General features: G+C 65.7%; 15 protein-coding genes. 10 read left to right on the top strand and 5 right to left on the bottom strand.

Going from position 1 to position 17411, the window contains the following annotated elements; all coding sequences use genetic code 11:
• The first annotated feature begins 24 nt into the window (after positions 1-24).
• The 4 genes from nirB (at position 25) to AC07XB_RS30115 (ending at position 7083) form a co-directional block, all read left to right on the top strand.
• Positions 25-2574, top strand: coding sequence for a nitrite reductase large subunit NirB (gene nirB, locus AC07XB_RS30130; protein ID WP_492831116.1), 2550 nt, complete (start codon positions 25-27; stop codon positions 2572-2574).
• 45 nt (positions 2575-2619) lie between these two features.
• Complete coding sequence (gene nirD, locus AC07XB_RS30125) at positions 2620-2991, top strand: nitrite reductase small subunit NirD (protein WP_492374333.1); 372 nt, start codon at positions 2620-2622, stop codon at positions 2989-2991.
• Positions 2988-4217: an NAD(P)/FAD-dependent oxidoreductase gene (locus AC07XB_RS30120; RefSeq protein ID WP_492831115.1), complete on the top strand. Its 1230-nt coding sequence runs from the start codon at positions 2988-2990 to the stop codon at positions 4215-4217. Before nirD ends, AC07XB_RS30120 begins: the two co-directional genes overlap by 4 nt.
• A 73-nt stretch (positions 4218-4290) precedes the next feature.
• Positions 4291-7083, top strand: coding sequence for a molybdopterin-dependent oxidoreductase (locus AC07XB_RS30115; RefSeq protein ID WP_492831114.1), 2793 nt, complete (start codon positions 4291-4293; stop codon positions 7081-7083).
• Positions 7084-7103: 20 nt separating this feature from the next.
• Here the strand turns inward: AC07XB_RS30115 and AC07XB_RS30110 are convergent, their stop codons facing one another.
• The 4 genes from AC07XB_RS30110 to AC07XB_RS30095 all read right to left on the bottom strand — a co-directional run bounded on the left by AC07XB_RS30110 (position 7104) and on the right by AC07XB_RS30095 (position 9468).
• Positions 7104-7349, bottom strand: coding sequence for a hypothetical protein (locus AC07XB_RS30110; protein ID WP_492374330.1), 246 nt, complete (start codon positions 7347-7349; stop codon positions 7104-7106).
• A gap of 184 nt (positions 7350-7533) precedes the next feature.
• Entirely contained in the window at positions 7534-8097 is a 564-nt protein-coding gene (locus AC07XB_RS30105; protein ID WP_492374329.1) for a TetR/AcrR family transcriptional regulator, read from the bottom strand.
• Between the two features lie 18 nt (positions 8098-8115).
• Complete coding sequence (locus AC07XB_RS30100; RefSeq protein WP_492374328.1) at positions 8116-8517, bottom strand: nuclear transport factor 2 family protein; 402 nt, start codon at positions 8515-8517, stop codon at positions 8116-8118.
• 102 nt (positions 8518-8619) lie between these two features.
• Positions 8620-9468 (bottom strand): alpha/beta fold hydrolase, encoded by an 849-nt coding sequence (locus AC07XB_RS30095; protein WP_492831113.1) that lies wholly within the window; start codon positions 9466-9468, stop codon positions 8620-8622.
• A 150-nt stretch (positions 9469-9618) separates the two neighbouring features.
• Here AC07XB_RS30095 and AC07XB_RS30090 point away from each other — a divergent pair, with 150 nt between their 5' ends.
• Positions 9619-10395, top strand: a complete 777-nt coding sequence (locus tag AC07XB_RS30090; RefSeq protein ID WP_492813884.1) for an SDR family oxidoreductase — start codon at positions 9619-9621, stop codon at positions 10393-10395.
• A gap of 16 nt (positions 10396-10411) precedes the next feature.
• On the opposite strand, the gene AC07XB_RS30085 is transcribed toward AC07XB_RS30090, so the two are convergent.
• The gene (locus tag AC07XB_RS30085; RefSeq protein ID WP_492813886.1) at positions 10412-11278 is read right to left on the bottom strand and encodes an SDR family NAD(P)-dependent oxidoreductase; all 867 of its coding nucleotides are present in this window, start codon (positions 11276-11278) and stop codon (positions 10412-10414) included.
• 264 nt (positions 11279-11542) lie between these two features.
• Here AC07XB_RS30085 and AC07XB_RS30080 point away from each other — a divergent pair, with 264 nt between their 5' ends.
• The 5 genes from AC07XB_RS30080 (at position 11543) to dmpG (ending at position 17376) form a co-directional block, all read left to right on the top strand.
• Positions 11543-13105, top strand: a complete 1563-nt coding sequence (locus tag AC07XB_RS30080; RefSeq protein WP_492374324.1) for a DUF1302 domain-containing protein — start codon at positions 11543-11545, stop codon at positions 13103-13105.
• 55 nt (positions 13106-13160) lie between these two features.
• The gene (locus tag AC07XB_RS30075) at positions 13161-14531 is read left to right on the top strand and encodes a DUF1329 domain-containing protein (RefSeq protein WP_492374350.1); all 1371 of its coding nucleotides are present in this window, start codon (positions 13161-13163) and stop codon (positions 14529-14531) included.
• 82 nt (positions 14532-14613) lie between these two features.
• The gene (gene dmpE / locus AC07XB_RS30070) at positions 14614-15396 is read left to right on the top strand and encodes a 2-oxopent-4-enoate hydratase (protein ID WP_492374323.1); all 783 of its coding nucleotides are present in this window, start codon (positions 14614-14616) and stop codon (positions 15394-15396) included.
• Between the two features lie 35 nt (positions 15397-15431).
• Complete coding sequence (locus AC07XB_RS30065; protein WP_492831112.1) at positions 15432-16343, top strand: acetaldehyde dehydrogenase (acetylating); 912 nt, start codon at positions 15432-15434, stop codon at positions 16341-16343.
• 10 nt (positions 16344-16353) lie between these two features.
• A complete protein-coding gene (gene dmpG, locus AC07XB_RS30060; RefSeq protein WP_416052985.1) occupies positions 16354-17376 on the top strand; it encodes a 4-hydroxy-2-oxovalerate aldolase in 1023 nt (340 codons plus the stop codon).
• The last annotated feature ends 35 nt before the right edge of the window (positions 17377-17411 follow it).

Genomic DNA, 17411 nt, shown 5'->3' with positions numbered 1-17411 from the left:
GCCCCACAGAACAAGGAAACCATCATGAAACTGATCATCATCGGCCACGGCATGGTCGGCCACAAATTCCTGGAATGCCTGGCCGAGGCAGGCTCGCAAGATATCGAAGTCACGGTGCTGTGCGAGGAAGCGCGCCCCGCCTACGACCGCGTGCACCTGTCCGAGTTCTTCGCCGGCAAGTCCGCCGAGGATCTGTCGCTGGTGGAAGCGGGCTTCTTCGAGCGCAGCAACATGCTGCTGCGCCTGAACGCGCGCGCCACCGGCATCGACCGCGCGGCCAGGACGGTGACGGTTTCCACCGGCGAGACGCTGTCCTACGACAAGCTGATCATGGCCACCGGCTCCTACCCCTTCGTGCCGCCGCTGCCCGGCAAGGACCGCAAGGATTGCTTTGTCTACCGCACCATCGAAGACCTGGAAGCCATGCAGGAATGTGGCACCCGCTCCAAGACCGGCGTGGTGATCGGCGGCGGCCTGCTGGGCCTGGAATGCGCCAAGGCGCTGCGCGACATGGGCCTGCAAACCCATGTGGTGGAATTCGCCCCGCGCCTGATGGCGGTACAAGTGGACGACGGCGGCGGCGCCATGCTGCGCCGGAAGATCGAAGAACTCGGCGTCACCGCACACACCCGCAAGAACACCGTGGAGATCGTCGACGGCGAAGACGGCACCCATCGCATGAACTTTGCCGATGGCAGCCATCTGGACACCGACATGATCGTGTTCTCCGCCGGCATCCGCCCGCGCGACGAGCTGGCCCGCGCCAGCGGCCTGGCCATTGGCGAGCGTGGCGGCATCACGGTGGACAACCAGTGCCTGACCTCCGACCCCGACGTGTACGCCATCGGCGAATGCGCGCTGTGGGACGGCAAGATTTACGGCCTGGTCGCGCCCGGCTATGAAATGGCCCGCGTGGCCGCCAAGCACCTCCTCGGCCACCAGGCCGAGTTCGCCGGCGCCGACATGAGCACCAAGCTCAAGCTGATGGGCGTGGACGTGGCCAGCCTGGGCGACCCGCACGGCAACGCACCCGGCAGCCGTTCCTACCAGTTCACCGACGAGCGCAAGCAGGTCTACAAGAAGCTGGTGGTATCCGAATGCGGCAAGTACCTGCTGGGCGGCGTGCTGGTAGGCGATGCCGAGGAATACGGCACCCTGCTGCAGATGATGCTCAACAAGATCGAGCTGCCCGAGTCGCCGGAATTCCTGATCCTGCCGTCCTCCGACGGCCAGGCCAAGCCGGGATTGGGCGCCGATGCCTTGCCGGATTCCGCGCAGATCTGCTCCTGCAACAACGTGACCAAGGGCGATATCTGCGCCGCCGTCTGCAGCGGCACCACCACTATCGGTGAGATGAAGCGCTGCACCAAGGCTGGCAGCACCTGCGGCGGCTGCGTACCGCTGGTCACGCAGGTGATGAAGGCTGAGATGAAGAAGCAAGGCCTGGCGGTGAACAACCACCTGTGCGAGCACTTTGCTTACTCCCGCCAGGAGCTTTACCACCTGGTGCGCGTAGGCGGCTTCAAGACCTTCGACGCACTGCTGGCTGCCCATGGCAAGGGCCTGGGCTGCGACGTGTGCAAGCCGACCGTGGCGAGCATCCTCGCCTCCTGCTGGAATGAGTTCGTGCTCAAGGAAGAGCACGCCAGCCTGCAGGATTCGAACGACTACTTCCTGGGCAATATCCAGAAGGACGGCACCTACTCGGTCGTGCCCCGCATGCCGGGCGGCGAAGTCACCCCCGACGGCCTGATCGCGGTCGGCCAGGTGGCCAAGAAGTATGGCCTGTACACCAAGATCACCGGCGGGGCGCGGGTCGACATGTTCGGCGCGCGCGTGGAAGAGCTGCCGATGATCTGGGAAGAACTGATCGCGGCCGGCTTCGAATCGGGCCATGCCTATGGCAAGTCCCTGCGCACCGTGAAGTCCTGCGTGGGTTCCACGTGGTGCCGCTACGGCGTGGACGACTCGGTCGGCCTGGCCATCGAGATCGAAAACCGCTACAAGGGCCTGCGCGCGCCGCACAAGATCAAGTTTGGTGTTTCCGGCTGCACCCGCGAATGCGCCGAAGCCCAGGGCAAGGACGTGGGCATCATCGCCACCGAACGCGGCTGGAACCTGTACGTGTGCGGCAACGGCGGCATGAAGCCCCGCCACGCCGAACTGCTGGCCAGCGACCTGGACCGCGAAACGCTGCTGCGCTACGTGGACCGCTTCCTCATGTTCTACGTGCGCACCGCGGACCGCCTGCAACGCACCAGCGTGTGGCGCGACAACATGGAAGGCGGGCTGGACTACCTCAAGGCCGTGGTGCAGGAAGACAGCCTGGGCATTGGCGCCGAACTGGAGGCGCAAATGCAGCACGTGGTGGACACTTACGAAGACGAATGGAAGGCCGCCGTGACCAACCCGGAAACCCGCAAGCGCTTTCGCCACTTCGTCAACAGCGACCTGCGCGACGACAACCTGGTCTTCATGGAGGAGCGCGGCCAGATCCGCCCGGCCACGCCGGAGGAACGGAACTTGCGTAAATCCCGGCTTGAGCAGATCCCCGTGATCGTCAAGGCAGCCTGAACCGTCCCGCCCCATCATCTCGCGCCAACGCCCAAGGAGAACATCATGAGCCCCACCCACCATACCGAAGCCTGGACCGCCGTTTGCAGCCTGCGCGACATCGTGCCCAATACCGGTGTGTGCGCACTGGTGGACAAGGCACAGATCGCCGTGTTCCGGGTCGGCGCCGGCTACAGTGACGATCAGGGCGGCAATGGCGACCAGGTGTTCGCCATCTCCAACTACGATCCCAACTCCAACGCCGCCGTGCTGTCGCGCGGCCTGGTGGGGAGCCTGGGCGAACGCATCGTGGTGGCGTCGCCGATCTACAAGCATCATTTCGACCTGCAGACCGGCGAATGCCTGGAAGCGCCCGAGCACTCCATCGCGGCATATCCGGCCCGCGTCTATGATGGCAAAGTCTGGGTGGCCGCATGACCACGCCCCCCAAACCCCGCCTGGTGGTGGTCGGCAACGGCATGGCCGGCATGCGCACGGTCGAGGAACTGCTGAAGCTCGCGCCCGACCTCTACGACATCACCGTGCTCGGCGCCGAGCCGCACGGCAACTACAACCGCATCCTGCTCTCGCCGGTGCTGGCGGGCGAGAAGACGGTCGCGGACATCATGCTCAACACCCGCGATTGGTACGAGCAGAACGGCATCGAACTGCTGGCCGGCGATCCGGTGGTGGCAATCGACCGCCGCCGCCGGCTGGTGCGCTCGCAATCCGGGCGCGAGGTGGGCTATGACCGCCTGCTGCTGGCGACCGGCTCCAAGCCGTTCATCATCCCCGTGCCGGGCCACCAGCTCGACGGCGTCATCGCCTTTCGCGACATCCAGGACGTGGAATCCATGCTGGCGGCGGCCCGCAACCATCGCCACGCGGTGGTGATCGGCGGCGGCCTGCTCGGCCTGGAAGCCGCCAACGGCCTGATGCGCCAGGGCATGGAGGTCAGCGTAGTGCACGTGGCAGACAGCCTGATGGAGCGCCAGCTCGACAAGCCCGCCGCCGCGTTGCTCAAGCAGGCGCTGGAGCGCAAGGGCCTGCGCTTCCTGCTCAATGCCCATACCAGCGGCATCCTTGGGGAAGACCGCGTGACCGGCGTATGCTTTAAAGACGGTACCCAGATCCCCGCCGACCTGGTGGTAATGACCGCCGGCGTGCGCCCCAATATCGCACTAGCCCAGCAGGCCGGGCTACGCTGCGAGCGCGCCATCGTGGTGGACGACACCTTGCAGAGCTACGATCCGCGCGTGTATGCCGTGGGCGAATGCGTGCAGCACCGGCAGGCCACCTTCGGGCTGGTCGCGCCGATCTGGGAACAGGCGCGCGTGGCCGCCGCGCACCTGGCCGGCGCCGGGCATCGCCGCTATGTGCAGCAGGCCACGGCCACCAAGCTCAAGGTGACTGGCGTGGATCTTTACTCCGCCGGCGACTTCATCGGCGGCGAAGGCAGCGAGGATCTCGTCATGCGCGATCCGCGCCGCGGCATGTACAAGCGGCTGGTGCTGCAAGGCGGGCGGCTGGTCGGGGCGGTGCTGTACGGCGACGTGCAGGACGGCCCCTGGTACTTCGACCTGATCCAGAGCGGCGCCCCGGTAGGCGCCATGCGCCAGAGATTGCTGTTCGGCAAGGCACAGTGCGAGGCCATGGCAGCCTGACCACCCGATCGCCTGAACGCTTGAACGCTTGAACGACCTAGTCCCCGATTGACCGCCAGCAGCGAGCGCTAACGTGAACCTGTCCGATATCCCCGTCATCCTCTCCACCGGTTCGCCCACCCCGCTGTCCGCCGACGCCGCAGTCACCGTCACCGATACCACCTGCCCGTATTGCGGCGTGGGCTGCGGCGTGCGCGCCACCCGCCATGCCGACGGCAGCGTCGAGGTGGCCGGCGACGCCAGCCACGGCTCCAACCAGGGCCGCCTGTGCGTGAAGGGCTCGGCGCTGGCGGAAACCGTCGGCCTGGAAGGCCGCCTGCTGCACCCGCAAGTACGCGGTGCCGACGGCGCCTTGCAGCCAGTGTCCTGGGATCACGCACTGGACAAGGTCGCCCAGGGCTTCAAGGACATCATCGCCGAGCACGGCCCCGATGCCGTGGCGCTCTACGTCTCCGGCCAGTTGCTGACCGAGGATTACTACGTTGCCAACAAGCTGATGAAGGGCTTTATCGGCAGCGCCAATATCGACACCAACTCGCGGCTGTGCATGTCGTCGGCGGTGGCCGGGCACAAGCGCGCCTTTGGCGAGGACCTGGTGCCGGGCAGCTACGAAGACCTGGAGCTGGCCGACCTGGTGGTGCTGGTCGGCTCCAACACCGCGTGGTGCCACCCGATCCTGTTCCAGCGGCTGTTGAAAGCCAAGGAAGCCCGGCCGGAAATGAAGCTGGTGGTGATCGACCCGCGCCGCACCGCCACCTGCGAGCTGGCCGACCTGCACCTGCCGGTCAAGCCCGGCACCGACGTCTGGCTGTTCAACGGCCTGCTGCACTACCTGGCGCAGCACGGCGCGGTGGACCAGTCATTCGTCGACGCCCACACCAGCGGCCTGGACGCCGCGCTGGCGGCTGCCGGTCCGGACTGCGCCGACATCGCCAAGGTAGCCAAGGCCTGCAAGCTGGACCCTGAAGCCCTGCGCGGCTTCTACGCATTGTTCGCCGCCACGCCCAAGGTGGTGACCGGCTTCTCGCAAGGCGTGAACCAGTCGTCGGCAGGCACCGACAAGGTCAACAGCATCATCAACTGCCACCTGGCCACCGGCCGCGTGGGCCAGCCCGGCATGGGCCCCTTCTCGCTGACCGGCCAGCCCAATGCCATGGGCGGGCGCGAGGTCGGCGGCCTGGCCAATATGCTGGCGGCCCATATGGAGCTGGCCGATCCGCTGCACCGGGAAATCGTGCAATCGTTCTGGGGCTCGCCCGCCATCGCGGACAAGCCAGGCCTGAAGGCGGTGGAGCTGTTCGAGGCCATCGAGCAAGGCCGGGTCAAGGCCGTGTGGGTGATCGCCACCAACCCGGTGGTCAGCCTGCCGGATGCCGACCAGGCCCGCCGCGCGCTGGCCAAGTGCCAACTGGTGGTCAGCTCCGACATCATGCTGCGCACCGACACCAACGACGCCGCGCACGTCCTGCTGCCCGCGCTGGGCTGGGGCGAGAAGGACGGCACCGTCACCAGTTCCGAGCGCCGCATCTCGCGCCAGCGCGCCTTCCTGCCCACGCCCGGCGAGGCCCGCGCTGACTGGCGGATCCTGTGCGACGTGGCCACGCGCATGGGCTTTGATGGATTCCGCTTTGCTGGACCGCACGAGATCTTCGACGAGCACGCGCGGCTGAGCACGTACCGGAACGCGGGCAGCAGCGATCGGGCCCACGCGCCGCGCATGTTCGACCTCGCCGGGCTGGCTGGCATGAGCCAGAAGCAATTCGACGCGCTCTCACCGGTGCAATGGCCGGTGATGGCCACGCCCCCGGGGCGCCTCACCAACGCGTCCGGCGGCACGGCCCGGCTGTTCGCCGATGGCCGTTTCGCCCACCCCGATGGCCGCGCCCGCTTTATCGCCACCGCGCCGCGCGCGCCGTTCCACGCCACCGACGACGAATTCCCTCTTGTGCTCAACACCGGCCGCGTGCGCGACCAATGGCACACGATGACCCGCACCGGCAAATCGCCCAAGCTGGCCGACCACATCGCCGAGCCCTTCGTCGACATGCATCCGCAGGACGCCCTGCTATCCGGCGTCAGCGAAGGCAAGCTGGCCCGCGTGACCACGCGCTGGGGCGCCATGGTGGCGCGGGTGCAGCACAGCGGCGGCATCCCGCGCGGCAGCGTATTCGTGCCGATCCACTGGAACAGCCAGTTCAGCTCCGACGCGCGCGTGGGCGCGCTGGTCAACCCGGTGGTGGACCCGGTCTCCGGCGAGCCCGAGTTCAAGCACACGCCGGTGCGCGTGGAAGAGTTCCGCGTGTCGTGGCATGGCTTCGTGTTGAGCCGCGAGGACCTCAAGGCGGACGAGCTGACCTACTGGACGCGCGTCCAGGGCCGCCAGTTCCAGCGCTACGAGTTCGCCGGCCGCGAGAATATCGCCGACCGCGCCGCGTGGGCCCGCCAGTTGCTCGGCATCGACGACCCCAATGCGGACTGGATCGAGTATGAAGACCGCACCGCCGGCATCTATCACGCCGGCCATGTGATCAATGACCGCCTCCAGGCCTGCATCTACGTGTGCACGCGCCCCGAGCTGCCCTCGCGCGCGTGGCTGTCCACGCTGTTCGCCAAGGACCGCCTGGAAGACGCCGATCGCATCGGCCTGCTGCTGGGCCAGCCGATGGAAAAGGGAGCGGACGCCGGCCCCACCGTGTGCTCCTGCTTTGGCGTGGGGCGCAACACCATCTGCGATGCGGTTCGCAAGCATGATCTGAAGACAGCGGCCGAAGTCACCGCCTGCGTGAAGGCGGGCGGCAACTGCGGGTCCTGCGTGCCGGAGTTGAAGAAGCTGCTGGCGGAGATACGGGTGGCGGAAGTGGCTTGATCCCTGGCAGGACCGGGTGGCTACTGCGGTGGGCGATTACTCAGCAGCATCACGGCCTCGGCGCCCCGGCGCTGCCAGCAGGCATCATCGCAGTCAGTCGGCGCGGCATCCACCGCTACCCGGATATCCGTCGTGGCGGCCGATGCGCGTTCGTTCGCGCTGTCCTCCCAGGCTGGTGGCGACGCCGTGATCAGGCCAGCGGCGAAACCTACCGCCAGCACTGCGCCGGCGCCCAACAAACATGCGATGCGATTTCCAGATTTCACGACGGTCTCCTCCCGGCTTGTATTTTTTCCCACTGCCATGCTCTTGCATCGCTGCGTCGGCACGGTCTCATGCTTCAAAGGTAGGCAATGGAGCGAAAAACGTCCTCGTCCAAGCAGACTAGGGGCGATCCCGTATGCCCGTGCACGCGCCGGCAAGCCGGCAAAGCGCCAAGGCAGGCGCCAGCTAGTCCCCATAGAGTCGCAGCAGCGGCCCAACGCACCCCGCCAGATCTACCGGCGCCAGTCGCAGCGAACGGGCGCAAAGCAGGCCCCAGAGATGCGCCGCCAGCAGCACGGCCTTGTCTTGCTCGCCCAGCAACCTGCCAAGCTCGTCGCACAGCACCTTGGCACGAGCACGGATGCGGACGCTCAGGTGGCATAGCTCGCACGCAGGCGTGCAAGCGTGGTGCAGCAAGCCGAGGACGATGCCTGCATAGCGCGGCACCGCCTCGTCCTGCAGCATCGTCGCAAGCACGCGCTCCAGATCCGGGCGGGCCAGCCCCCCGCCGTTGCCGGCGAAGGCGGCAAGCCATGCGGCCAGATGCGCCTCCGCCCTCGCCATGACGGCGGCCAGCAGCTCGGCGCGGCTACGGAAGTGTCCGTAGACCGCGCCGCGTGTCATGGCGATGGCACCGGCTACCTGCTCCAGCGTGACGCATTGCACGCCCTGGCGCTCGAACAGCAACTCAGCGCTGGCCAGGATGCGCTCTCGCGTGACCGCCGCATCACACGCGCGACGTCTCACCATGGCCGCGTGGCACGTGCCTTACTGCGGATGCACGTCATCCGGCCCCCAGAAGGCGCGCATGCCGGTAATGCGCCCGTCGGCACCGAAGGTCATCACATCGGTCACGTCGATGCGAACCGGCTGGCCCTGCATCCGCACATACACGGCGAAACACAAGGCTGCGGCGTTGCCGTGCGAACCCCGGGGCGCCGCCACCACTTCCAGGCGCGCGCCGAGCGACGTCGCGTGACGATAGAAGGCGAGGATGCTCTCCCGTCCGGTTATCACCGGGCCGCCAACGGGGTCCTCGATGGTCGCGTCGTCGGCAAACAGCGCCGCCACGCGCTCGGCGTCCGCGGCATTGAAAGCGGCCACGTAATCGAGCAAAGTGGCCTTCATGTCGGCGCTCTTGTTCGCGGCCATGGTCATGTCGATGGTCATTCCATTCCTCGCTGGAACAGGCAGAACAGGTTGAACGGATCTTCCATGTTGTCTCCTGCGTCTTTTACCTTGCGCTGCCGCTACGCCGGCCGGACAGCCAGGCTAAACGGCGGCCTCGGCCGTATCCGCGAGGAAGCCCAGGCATTCCCGGTTGAAGTAGTCGCTGTGCTCGACCATCACCCAGTGGCCACAGCGATTGATCAGCACGAAGCGTGCATCGCGGCAACCCTGCAGGAACTTGAGGGCACCGCCGGCCGGGTTGAAGCGGTCTTCCGTGCCCCAGAAACCGAGCACCGGGCACGCGATCTCGCCCAGGCGTTCGGTCAGGTTGGGCACCTTCATGGTGGCCAGCACCTCGCGCGGCTGCTCCTTGCACACGGCCATGCGCTCGTCCACCAGCGCATCGGTGACCAGCGTGGCGTCATGCACCAGCAACTTCAGCAGCTCGCGCATGGTGTCATGGTTCATTTGCCCGCCGGTAAACAGTGACACCATCTTTTCGATGCCTTCCATGCGGAAATAGGTCTCGCGGTCCTCGACGCCGCCGGGCGCCATCATCACCAGGCGGCTGACATGCTCCGGGTAGTCCAGCGCGTATTTCAGCGCAATGGCGCCGCCCAGCGAGTTGCCCACCAGCACGCAGCGCGGCAGCTCCAGTGCCAGCAACTGCGCGCGCAGCGCGGCGACGAAGAAGTCCAGCGTGTACTCCACATCCGCCGGCTTCGATGACTGGCCGTATCCCGGCAGGTCGACCACCACGGTACGAAAACCCGCCGCGGCAAAAGCCGGTGCGTTGTGCTTGAAGTTGCTGTGACCGCTGGCGCCTGGGCCACTGCCGTGGATGAACACCACGGGTTCGCCGGCGCCGGCATCGAGGTAGTGCAGGCGCAGGCCGTCTGGCGTAGTGATGGTTTGGCCGGCTGGTAATGCCGCAGGCGACGTACTGGACATATCGGTGTCTCCGCTGTTGTCATGACGAACCCGGCCCATCATGCGCATGCGCAACGGGGCAGGCATCGTCCTTTCAGACTACGAAGCGGACCGTGGATTTCCCTAAGATCGCACTGACCAGCAAGGCAACGAGATCAAGGGAAAACAGAGATGACGGGAATCGACTTCAGCGGGAAGACGGTGTTGGTGACAGGTGGCGCGCGCGGCATTGGCCGTGGCATCGCCGAGGGTTTCCTGGCAGCAGGTGCCCGCGTGTTCATCTGCGGGCGCACTCCACCCGAGACTGCCGAGGGGCAGTCCCGTCAGGCGGAGTTCATCACAGCCGACATCCGCGACGCCGAGCAGGTGGAGGCCCTGCTGAGCCGGATCGTGGACAGCACCGGCTCGCTCGATATCGTGATCCACAATGCCGGCGGCGCTCCCTTCGCGCTCGCTGCCGACGCCTCTGTGCGCCTGCTGGAATCGATCATCCGCCTGAACCTGGTGGCGCCGCTGCAACTGGCGCAGCGCGCCAACGCACGCATGCAAACCCAGGCCAGCGGTGGCACGCAGATCTTCATCGGCAGCGTCAGCGCGCTGCGGCCCTCCCCCGGCACCGCCGCCTACGGCGCGGCCAAGGCGGGCATCCTGAACGCAGTCCGCTCGCTAGCGGTGGAATGGGCCCCGCGCGTGCGGGTCACGGCCGTGAGTCCGGGCCTGGTGCTGACCGAAACCGCGCAGCAGCAACACTACGGCGATGCGGCCACGCTCCAGCGGGTGGCCGATACCGTGCCGCTTGGCCGCCTTGCCGCCCCGCGCGACATCGCCGACGCCTGCCTGTTCCTGGCCTCGCCGCATGCAGCGTACGTCTCGGGCGCCAACCTGGTCATCGACGGTGGCGGCGAGCGCCCGGCCTTCCTCGACGCGGCAGTCCACCAGGCAGGCTGAGCCGCCCGGCGCGCGCCTACTCGACCTTGGCCGGATGCGCCTGCACCGGCCCACCCAGCACCGAGCGATAGGAAACGGGCTGCTTGCCGTCGATATCGCATATGCCGTACTCCTGCGCGACCTCGGCGCTGATCAGCACCTGGCCGGATCTCTCCATGACGGCGGCGTCGCCATGCAAGGCGAGTATGACTTTGCCGGTGAACTCGGGGCTCTCCGCGCTCGGCGCAAAAGTGGCATATTTGCCGGGCTCGCGCTCCCAGACCCGCATGGTGCGCTCGGTACGCAGCGGGCCCATCCAGACTGATACCGCGGCCACGCCGTACGGGCGCAGGTCGACCGCCATGTCCTTGGCGAACTTGTCCACACCGGTCTTCTGCGCGCCATAGGCCGGGCCGTGCATATAGCAGCTCGCGCCGAAGGACGACGTGAACGCCATCAATCCGCGCCCGCCAGCGACCATCAAGGGCGCTGCATGCCAGCTCGCCACATAGGCCGAGCGCAGGCCCACGTCGAGGATGTCCACCAGGGCCAGCGGCTTTTCCCAGAAGCCGCCCGGCTCGATCAGTTCGTCGTGCAGGAAGGTAGCGTTGTTCACCAGGATGTCCAGCCGCCCTGATTCGTCGCCCACCTGCTCGAACAGCCTGCGCACCTGAGCATCGTCGCGATGGTCGCAGGCCACCGCGATGCCCTTGCCGCCGCGCGCATCGATCCCGCGCGCGGTCTCGTGGATGGTGCCGGGCAACGGCGCCTCGCCGTTGCGCTCGGTGCGCCCGGTGACATACACCGTCGCGCCGGCTTGCGCCAGCGCCAGCGCGATGCCCTTTCCCGCGCCACGCGAGCCGCCCGTGACTACCGCAACGATGGATTCCTTTGCACTGTGCATCGCATTCCTCCTCAGTGATTCCCGCGCCGCGATCTCACCGCGCGGGGCGATGCCCGACGCTATCGCGCGTGCCGCCGCGCCTCATCCTCCGTTCGGACTAGCGGCGTGCACGCGCAGGAACGCGCGGTCCTAGGGGAAACCGTCTAGTCCGTTCTGACGATTCCGCGCCCTCCCTCGCTCATTACGCTTCCCATCAAAGAAGAAGCCATGGGACATGCCAGTCAATGCATCACCGCGCATCACCAAAACCATAGGAGGAGACAAGTGCAGACTTCAAGAACCAGTTCACCGCATCGCACACGCAGGCTACGGCCAGCCGCCATCGTTTCGGCCATCGCCGCGGCGATCACGCCGTCGGCCTGGGCCGGCAACACCATCGATCTCGGCAACGATACGTCGCTGAATTACTCTTTTACCGCCACCTACGGCGCAGCGGTCCGCACTGGCGGGCAGAGCGGCGCGCTGCTGTCGCCGTCCAACATCAACGGCGACGATGGCGACCGCAACTTCAAGCGCGGCGACATGATCGCTAACCGCGCCACCGTGCTTGGCGAGGCCAATCTCCAGCGCGGCGATTTTGGTGCGTTCTTTCGCGGCAGTGTGTTCTACGACCAGGCATATCGCACCTCCAATTCCAACAATGCACCCGCCACCGTCAACCACTCCGGCCCTTTCAACGAGTTTACGGATTCCGCGCGCTACTACAACGGCCAGCGGGCTCAGTTGCTGGATGCCTACGCCTATGGCGCCTTCAACATCGACACCACTCGTTTGAACGTCAAGCTGGGCAACCAAGTCGTGGCATGGGGCGAGAGCCTGTTCTTCCCCAACATCGCTGGCGCGCAGGGGCCAGCAGACGCCACCAAGTCGTTTGTACCGGGGGCAGAGGTCAAGGATATCCTGTTGCCGGTGCCGCAAGCTTCATTACAGTGGGAGGTGAATCCGAACTTCAGCCTGCTTGGTTATTACCAGTTCACCTACAAGTCCAACCAACTCAACCCCGCTGGCGCGTACTTCAGCACCACTGACGTGGTTGGACCGGGTGCCCAATTCATCATCGGCCCGGGTGGCAGACAGATCCCGCGCGGTTCGGATATCAACCCTCCAGACTCCGGCCAATGGGGCATAGGTACTCGCTTTCGCGCGTTCGACGCCGAGTTTGGTTTGTACCAATTGCGCTACCACGACAAGAATCCGAATGTCGTGACAACCCTGTTCCCGACGCTGCAGTATCAGCAGAAGTTTTTCAGCGGCATCAATCTGACTGGCGCAAGCTTCTCGACGCAATTTCTCGGCGCCAACGTGGCGGGTGAAGTCAGCTACAAAGACGGCGTGCCAATCCTGGTGAATGTCAACGGCGCTGCCACCGCAACGCGCGGCCAGGCAGTCCAGGGCCAGATGTCGGCCATTTACTCCATCGGACCGACATTCCTCGCCAGCTCCCAGAGCCTGGTGGGCGAAATCGCCTACCTGCATGTGCTTAGCGTCACGCCGGTCAATGGCTTCAGCACGCTCACCAACACCAGGAACTCGGCGGCCCTGCAGCTTGGCTGGTCGCTCGCCTATCTCAATATCTTTAACGGCTGGGACATGACGGTGCCGCTTACGTATGCGCATGAATTCAGCGGAAAGGCGGCCGTGGCCGGCGCCTTCGGTTCGCTGACCGGGTATGGTGACCGCCGCGCGAGCGTCGGCGTGACCTTCAAGTATTTGAACAACCTCGAACTGAATCTGACATACGCGATGTTCCTGGGCACGGCGAACATTGTTAATCGACCGTTGGCCGACCGCAGCTATGCGGCATTCAATGCGAAATATTCGTTTTGACCTGGCAGCGATACCACGCGCAAGCGCCAGATTTCTCTAAAGGAGTGAGACCGTGATGCGACAGCATAGAAATCTTTTGATCCGTAGCACGCTGCTGGCCAGCAGCGTGCTGCTGGCGGCAGCCTCGTACGCCGCGGTAACGCCGGACGAACTCAAGCAACTCGATGGAAACCTGACCCCGATGGGCGCCGAGCGCGCCGCCAGCAAGGACGGGCAGATCCCCGCCTGGGGCGGGAAATGGCTGGGCGCACCGCCCGGAGTGCAGTGGAAGCGGGGAGAGCGCTACCCTGATCCTTACGCCAGCGAAAAGCCGGTCGTGGTGATCACCGCGCAGAACATGGCAAAGTACGCCGATCACTTGAGCGACGGCGAAAAGGCTCTGTTCAAGAAGTATCCGGATACCTTCAGGATGCCGGTATATCCGACCCATCGCGACTTCCGCTACGACGATACGATCTACAAGAACATCCGCACCTACGCGCCCGGCACCCGCATGACGGCCGACGGTAACGGACTGAAGGATGCACCCCCTATCGTCCCCTTCCCGATCCCGAAGAGCGGCCTCGAACTGATGTGGAACCTGCGCTACTCCCCGTCGATGAATACCGAATCCGCCACCTACGACCAGGCAGCCGTATACGGCGACGGCAACATCGCCTGGGGCCGTGTCCGTTATTCGATCCTTTCGCCGCGAAATGGCGCCAACTTCGACCTCAAGAGCGACACCAGGGGCTTTTTCCGTACGGCGACCGACCTGCCCCTGCGCGACCGAGGCATGCTGTCTGTCGGACACGAATTCTATGACAAGGAAGGCTCCGATACCCGCCGCGCGTGGCAATACAACCCCGGTACGCGGCGCGTACGGCAGGCCCCGGAATTTGGCTTCGATCAGCCCTCCGGCGCAGGCGGAATCCGCACGCTCGACGACGACCGCCTGTTTAACGGCTCGGGTGAACGCTACAACTGGAAGATTGTCGGCAAGAAGGAAATCTACGTGCCGTACAACAACTACAAGCTGATGAGCCCGGCCAAGTACCAGGACATCTTAGGCAAAGGCCACCTCAACCCGGACTATATGCGCTATGAAATGCATCGCGTATGGGTCCTGGAAGCCACCCTCAAGGAGGGCTTCCGGCATCAGTACGCCAAGCGGGTGCTTTACCTGGACGAGGACAGCTGGACCGCCCTCGCTGCAGACAATTATGATGCGCGCGGCCAGTTGTGGCGAACCAACCTGGCGGCAACCGTCTATGCCTATGACGCACGAAACCTCTACCCGACCACAACCACATATCATGACCTGATCTCGGGTGCGTATCTCGCCGACCGCCTGACCAACGAGGGGCCTATGCCGGTGCTCAACAACAGCCCCGAGTTCAACGAGACCTACTTTTCGCCCGACGCGGCGCGAGGTGCTGGACACTGACCGCACGCCTTCATTCGCCCCCTTCCCGCCATGGCCAGGGGGCGAATTTCATCGCATTGCCCCCTTAACATCGAGCCTGACCATGGATCCCGAACTGATCGCCGAATTCGGCGATGAACTTCATCGAGCCCTGACAGCCCGCGTGCCAGTCGTCCCCTTGAGCGGACGTGGCCACCCGCTCACGGTGCGCGATGCCTATCACATCCAGCAGCATTTCGTTGCGCAGCGGCTGGCACAAGGCGACCGCGTCAGCGGCAAGAAAATCGGCGTTACCAGTTTGCCCGTGCAGCAGATGCTGGACGTGCACCAGCCCGACTTCGGCATGCTGCTGGCCAGCATGGAATATCCAGACGGCAAGGCCATTCCCGCAAGCACGCTGATCCAGCCACGCGCCGAAGGCGAGATTGCCTTCTTCCTCAAACGAGACCTGCGCGGCCCCGGTGTGACCCGCGCAGATGTGCTGGCCGCCACCGAGGCGGTCTCAGCCTGCTTCGAGATCGTAGATTCACGCATCACCGACTGGCGCATCCGTATTCAGGACACCGTGGCGGACAACGCCTCTTGTGGCGTCTACGTGCTTGGCGAGGAGCGCGTGAGCCCGGCCGGCCTCGACCTTGCCGCCTGCACCATGGCGCTTGAAAAGAACGGCGTTGTTGTCGCTACAGGCCAGGGCAGCGCCGCCCTCGGCCATCCCGCCGAAGCGGTGGCCTGGCTGGCCAACACGCTCGGCGAACTCGGCATTCCACTGCTTGCCGGCGAGACCATTCTTTCCGGCTCCCTTGCGGCGCTGATTCCGGTCGCTGCCGGCGACCGTCTGCGACTGCGCATCGACGGGATCGGCACGTGCAGCACCGAATTCGCCTGAACTCCCTCACACCCTCAAACCAAGCAAAGAGCCCCATGGCAAAAATCAAGTGCGCCCTGATCGGCCCCGGCAATATTGGCACTGATCTGCTTTACAAGCTGCGCCGCAGCACCATCCTGGAACCCGTCTGGATGGTTGGCGTCGACCCGAATTCGGATGGCCTCGCCCGGGCCCGCGAACTGGGCCTGAAGACGACCGACCAGGGCCTCGATGGCCTGCTGCCGCACCTGGCCGCCGACGACATCCGCATCGCTTTCGATGCGACCTCGGCCTACGTGCACCGCGAGCACTCTGACCAGCTCACCGCGCGCGGCGTGCGCGTGATCGACCTGACCCCGGCGGCCATCGGCCCATTCTGCGTGCCGCCGGTCAACCTCGACGAACATCTTGGCAGCAATGCGATGAACGTCAATATGGTCACCTGCGGCGGCCAGGCGACCATTCCCATGGTGTATGCGGTGTCGCGCGTGCAGGCGGTGGCCTATGGCGAGATCGTCGCCACCGTTTCCTCGCGCTCGGTCGGGCCCGGCACGCGCCGGAACATCGACGAGTTCACCCGCACCACCGCCGGCGCCATCGAGCAGGTGGGCGGCGCGCGGCAGGGCAAGGCCATCATCGTCATCAACCCGGCCGAGCCTCCGCTCATCATGCGCGACACCATCCACTGCCTGACCGAGGACGAGCCGGACGTGGACGCCATCACGGCCTCGGTCCACGACATGATTGCCGAGGTGCGGCAATACGTGCCCGGCTACACGCTCAAGAACGGCCCTGTCTTCGACGGCAAGCGCGTCTCCATCTTCATGGAAGTCGAGGGCCTGGGCGACTACCTGCCCAAGTACGCCGGCAATCTCGACATCATGACCGCCGCCGCCGCGCGCACCGCCGAGCGCATCGGCGCCGCCATGCTGCGCGGCGCGTTGCCCGCCATGGCCACTACCGCATAAGGAGCCCGATATGAACCAACGCATTACCGTGCATGACATGACCCTGCGCGACGGCATGCACCCGAAGCGCCACCAGATCTCGCTCGATCAGATGAAAACGATCGCCCGCGGGCTGGACGACGCGGGCGTGCCGCTGATCGAGGTGACCCATGGCGACGGCCTGGGCGGTGCCTCGGTCAACTACGGCTTTCCCGCGCATAGCGACGAGGAATACCTGCAAGCCGTGCTGGGCGAACTGAAGCAAGCCAAGGTCTCCGCCCTGCTGCTGCCCGGCATCGGCACCATCGACCACCTGCGCATGGCGCATGAACTGGGCGTGCACACCATCCGCGTAGCCACCCACTGCACCGAGGCCGATGTCTCCGAGCAGCATATCGGCATGGCGCGCAAGCTTGGCATGGACACCGTGGGCTTCCTGATGATGGCGCACATGGCGCCGGCAGCGACGCTGGTGGAACAGGCGCTGCTGATGGAGTCCTATGGCGCGAACTGCCTCTACATCACCGATTCGGCGGGGCATATGCTGCCGCACGACGTCACCGCCAAGCTGACTGCCGTGCGCCAGGCGCTCAAGCCGGAAACCGAGCTGGGCTTCCACGGCCACCACAACCTGGCCATGGGAATTGCCAACTCGCTGGCAGCCGTGGCCTGTGGCGCCACCCGCATCGACGCGGCAGCCGCCGGGCTGGGCGCGGGCGCCGGCAATACGCCGATGGAAGTCTTCGTGGCGGTCTGCGAGCGCATGGGCATCGAGACCGGCGTGGACGTGTTCCGCATCGCCGACGTGGCCGAAGACCTGGTGGTGCCCATCATGGACCAGCCGATCCGCATCGACCGCGATGCGCTCACGCTGGGCTACGCCGGCGTGTACTCGTCCTTCCTGCTGTTCGCCAAGCGCGCCCAGGCCAAGTACGGCATTCCCGCGCGCGAAATCCTGGTCGAACTGGGGCGCCAGCGCCTGGTGGGCGGGCAGGAAGACATGATCGAGGACACCGCCATGACGCTGGCGCGGGAGCGTGGGTTGCTGGCTTGACGGGACGCGGCGGCACCCGCACTTGCCCTCGCCAC

Source organism: Cupriavidus sp. GW821-FHT02F09 (assembly GCF_059421605.1).
Note: the sequence above shows the minus strand (reverse complement) of the source record. Positions and strands in the feature narration are given on the sequence as shown.

What these genes read in the sequence shown, in the direction of transcription:
- nirB (WP_492831116.1), top strand. Translation starts at nt 25, where the DNA reads ATGAAACTGATCATCATCGGCCACGGCATGGTCGGCCACAAATTCCTG.
- nirD (WP_492374333.1), top strand. Translation starts at nt 2,620, where the DNA reads ATGAGCCCCACCCACCATACCGAAGCCTGGACCGCCGTTTGCAGCCTG.
- AC07XB_RS30120 (WP_492831115.1), top strand. Translation starts at nt 2,988, where the DNA reads ATGACCACGCCCCCCAAACCCCGCCTGGTGGTGGTCGGCAACGGCATG.
- AC07XB_RS30105 (WP_492374329.1), bottom strand. Translation starts at nt 8,097, where the DNA reads ATGGTGAGACGTCGCGCGTGTGATGCGGCGGTCACGCGAGAGCGCATC.
- AC07XB_RS30100 (WP_492374328.1), bottom strand. Translation starts at nt 8,517, where the DNA reads ATGACCATCGACATGACCATGGCCGCGAACAAGAGCGCCGACATGAAG.
- AC07XB_RS30095 (WP_492831113.1), bottom strand. Translation starts at nt 9,468, where the DNA reads ATGTCCAGTACGTCGCCTGCGGCATTACCAGCCGGCCAAACCATCACT.
- AC07XB_RS30090 (WP_492813884.1), top strand. Translation starts at nt 9,619, where the DNA reads ATGACGGGAATCGACTTCAGCGGGAAGACGGTGTTGGTGACAGGTGGC.
- AC07XB_RS30085 (WP_492813886.1), bottom strand. Translation starts at nt 11,278, where the DNA reads ATGCACAGTGCAAAGGAATCCATCGTTGCGGTAGTCACGGGCGGCTCG.
- AC07XB_RS30075 (WP_492374350.1), top strand. Translation starts at nt 13,161, where the DNA reads ATGCGACAGCATAGAAATCTTTTGATCCGTAGCACGCTGCTGGCCAGC.
- dmpE (WP_492374323.1), top strand. Translation starts at nt 14,614, where the DNA reads ATGGATCCCGAACTGATCGCCGAATTCGGCGATGAACTTCATCGAGCC.
- AC07XB_RS30065 (WP_492831112.1), top strand. Translation starts at nt 15,432, where the DNA reads ATGGCAAAAATCAAGTGCGCCCTGATCGGCCCCGGCAATATTGGCACT.
- dmpG (WP_416052985.1), top strand. Translation starts at nt 16,354, where the DNA reads ATGAACCAACGCATTACCGTGCATGACATGACCCTGCGCGACGGCATG.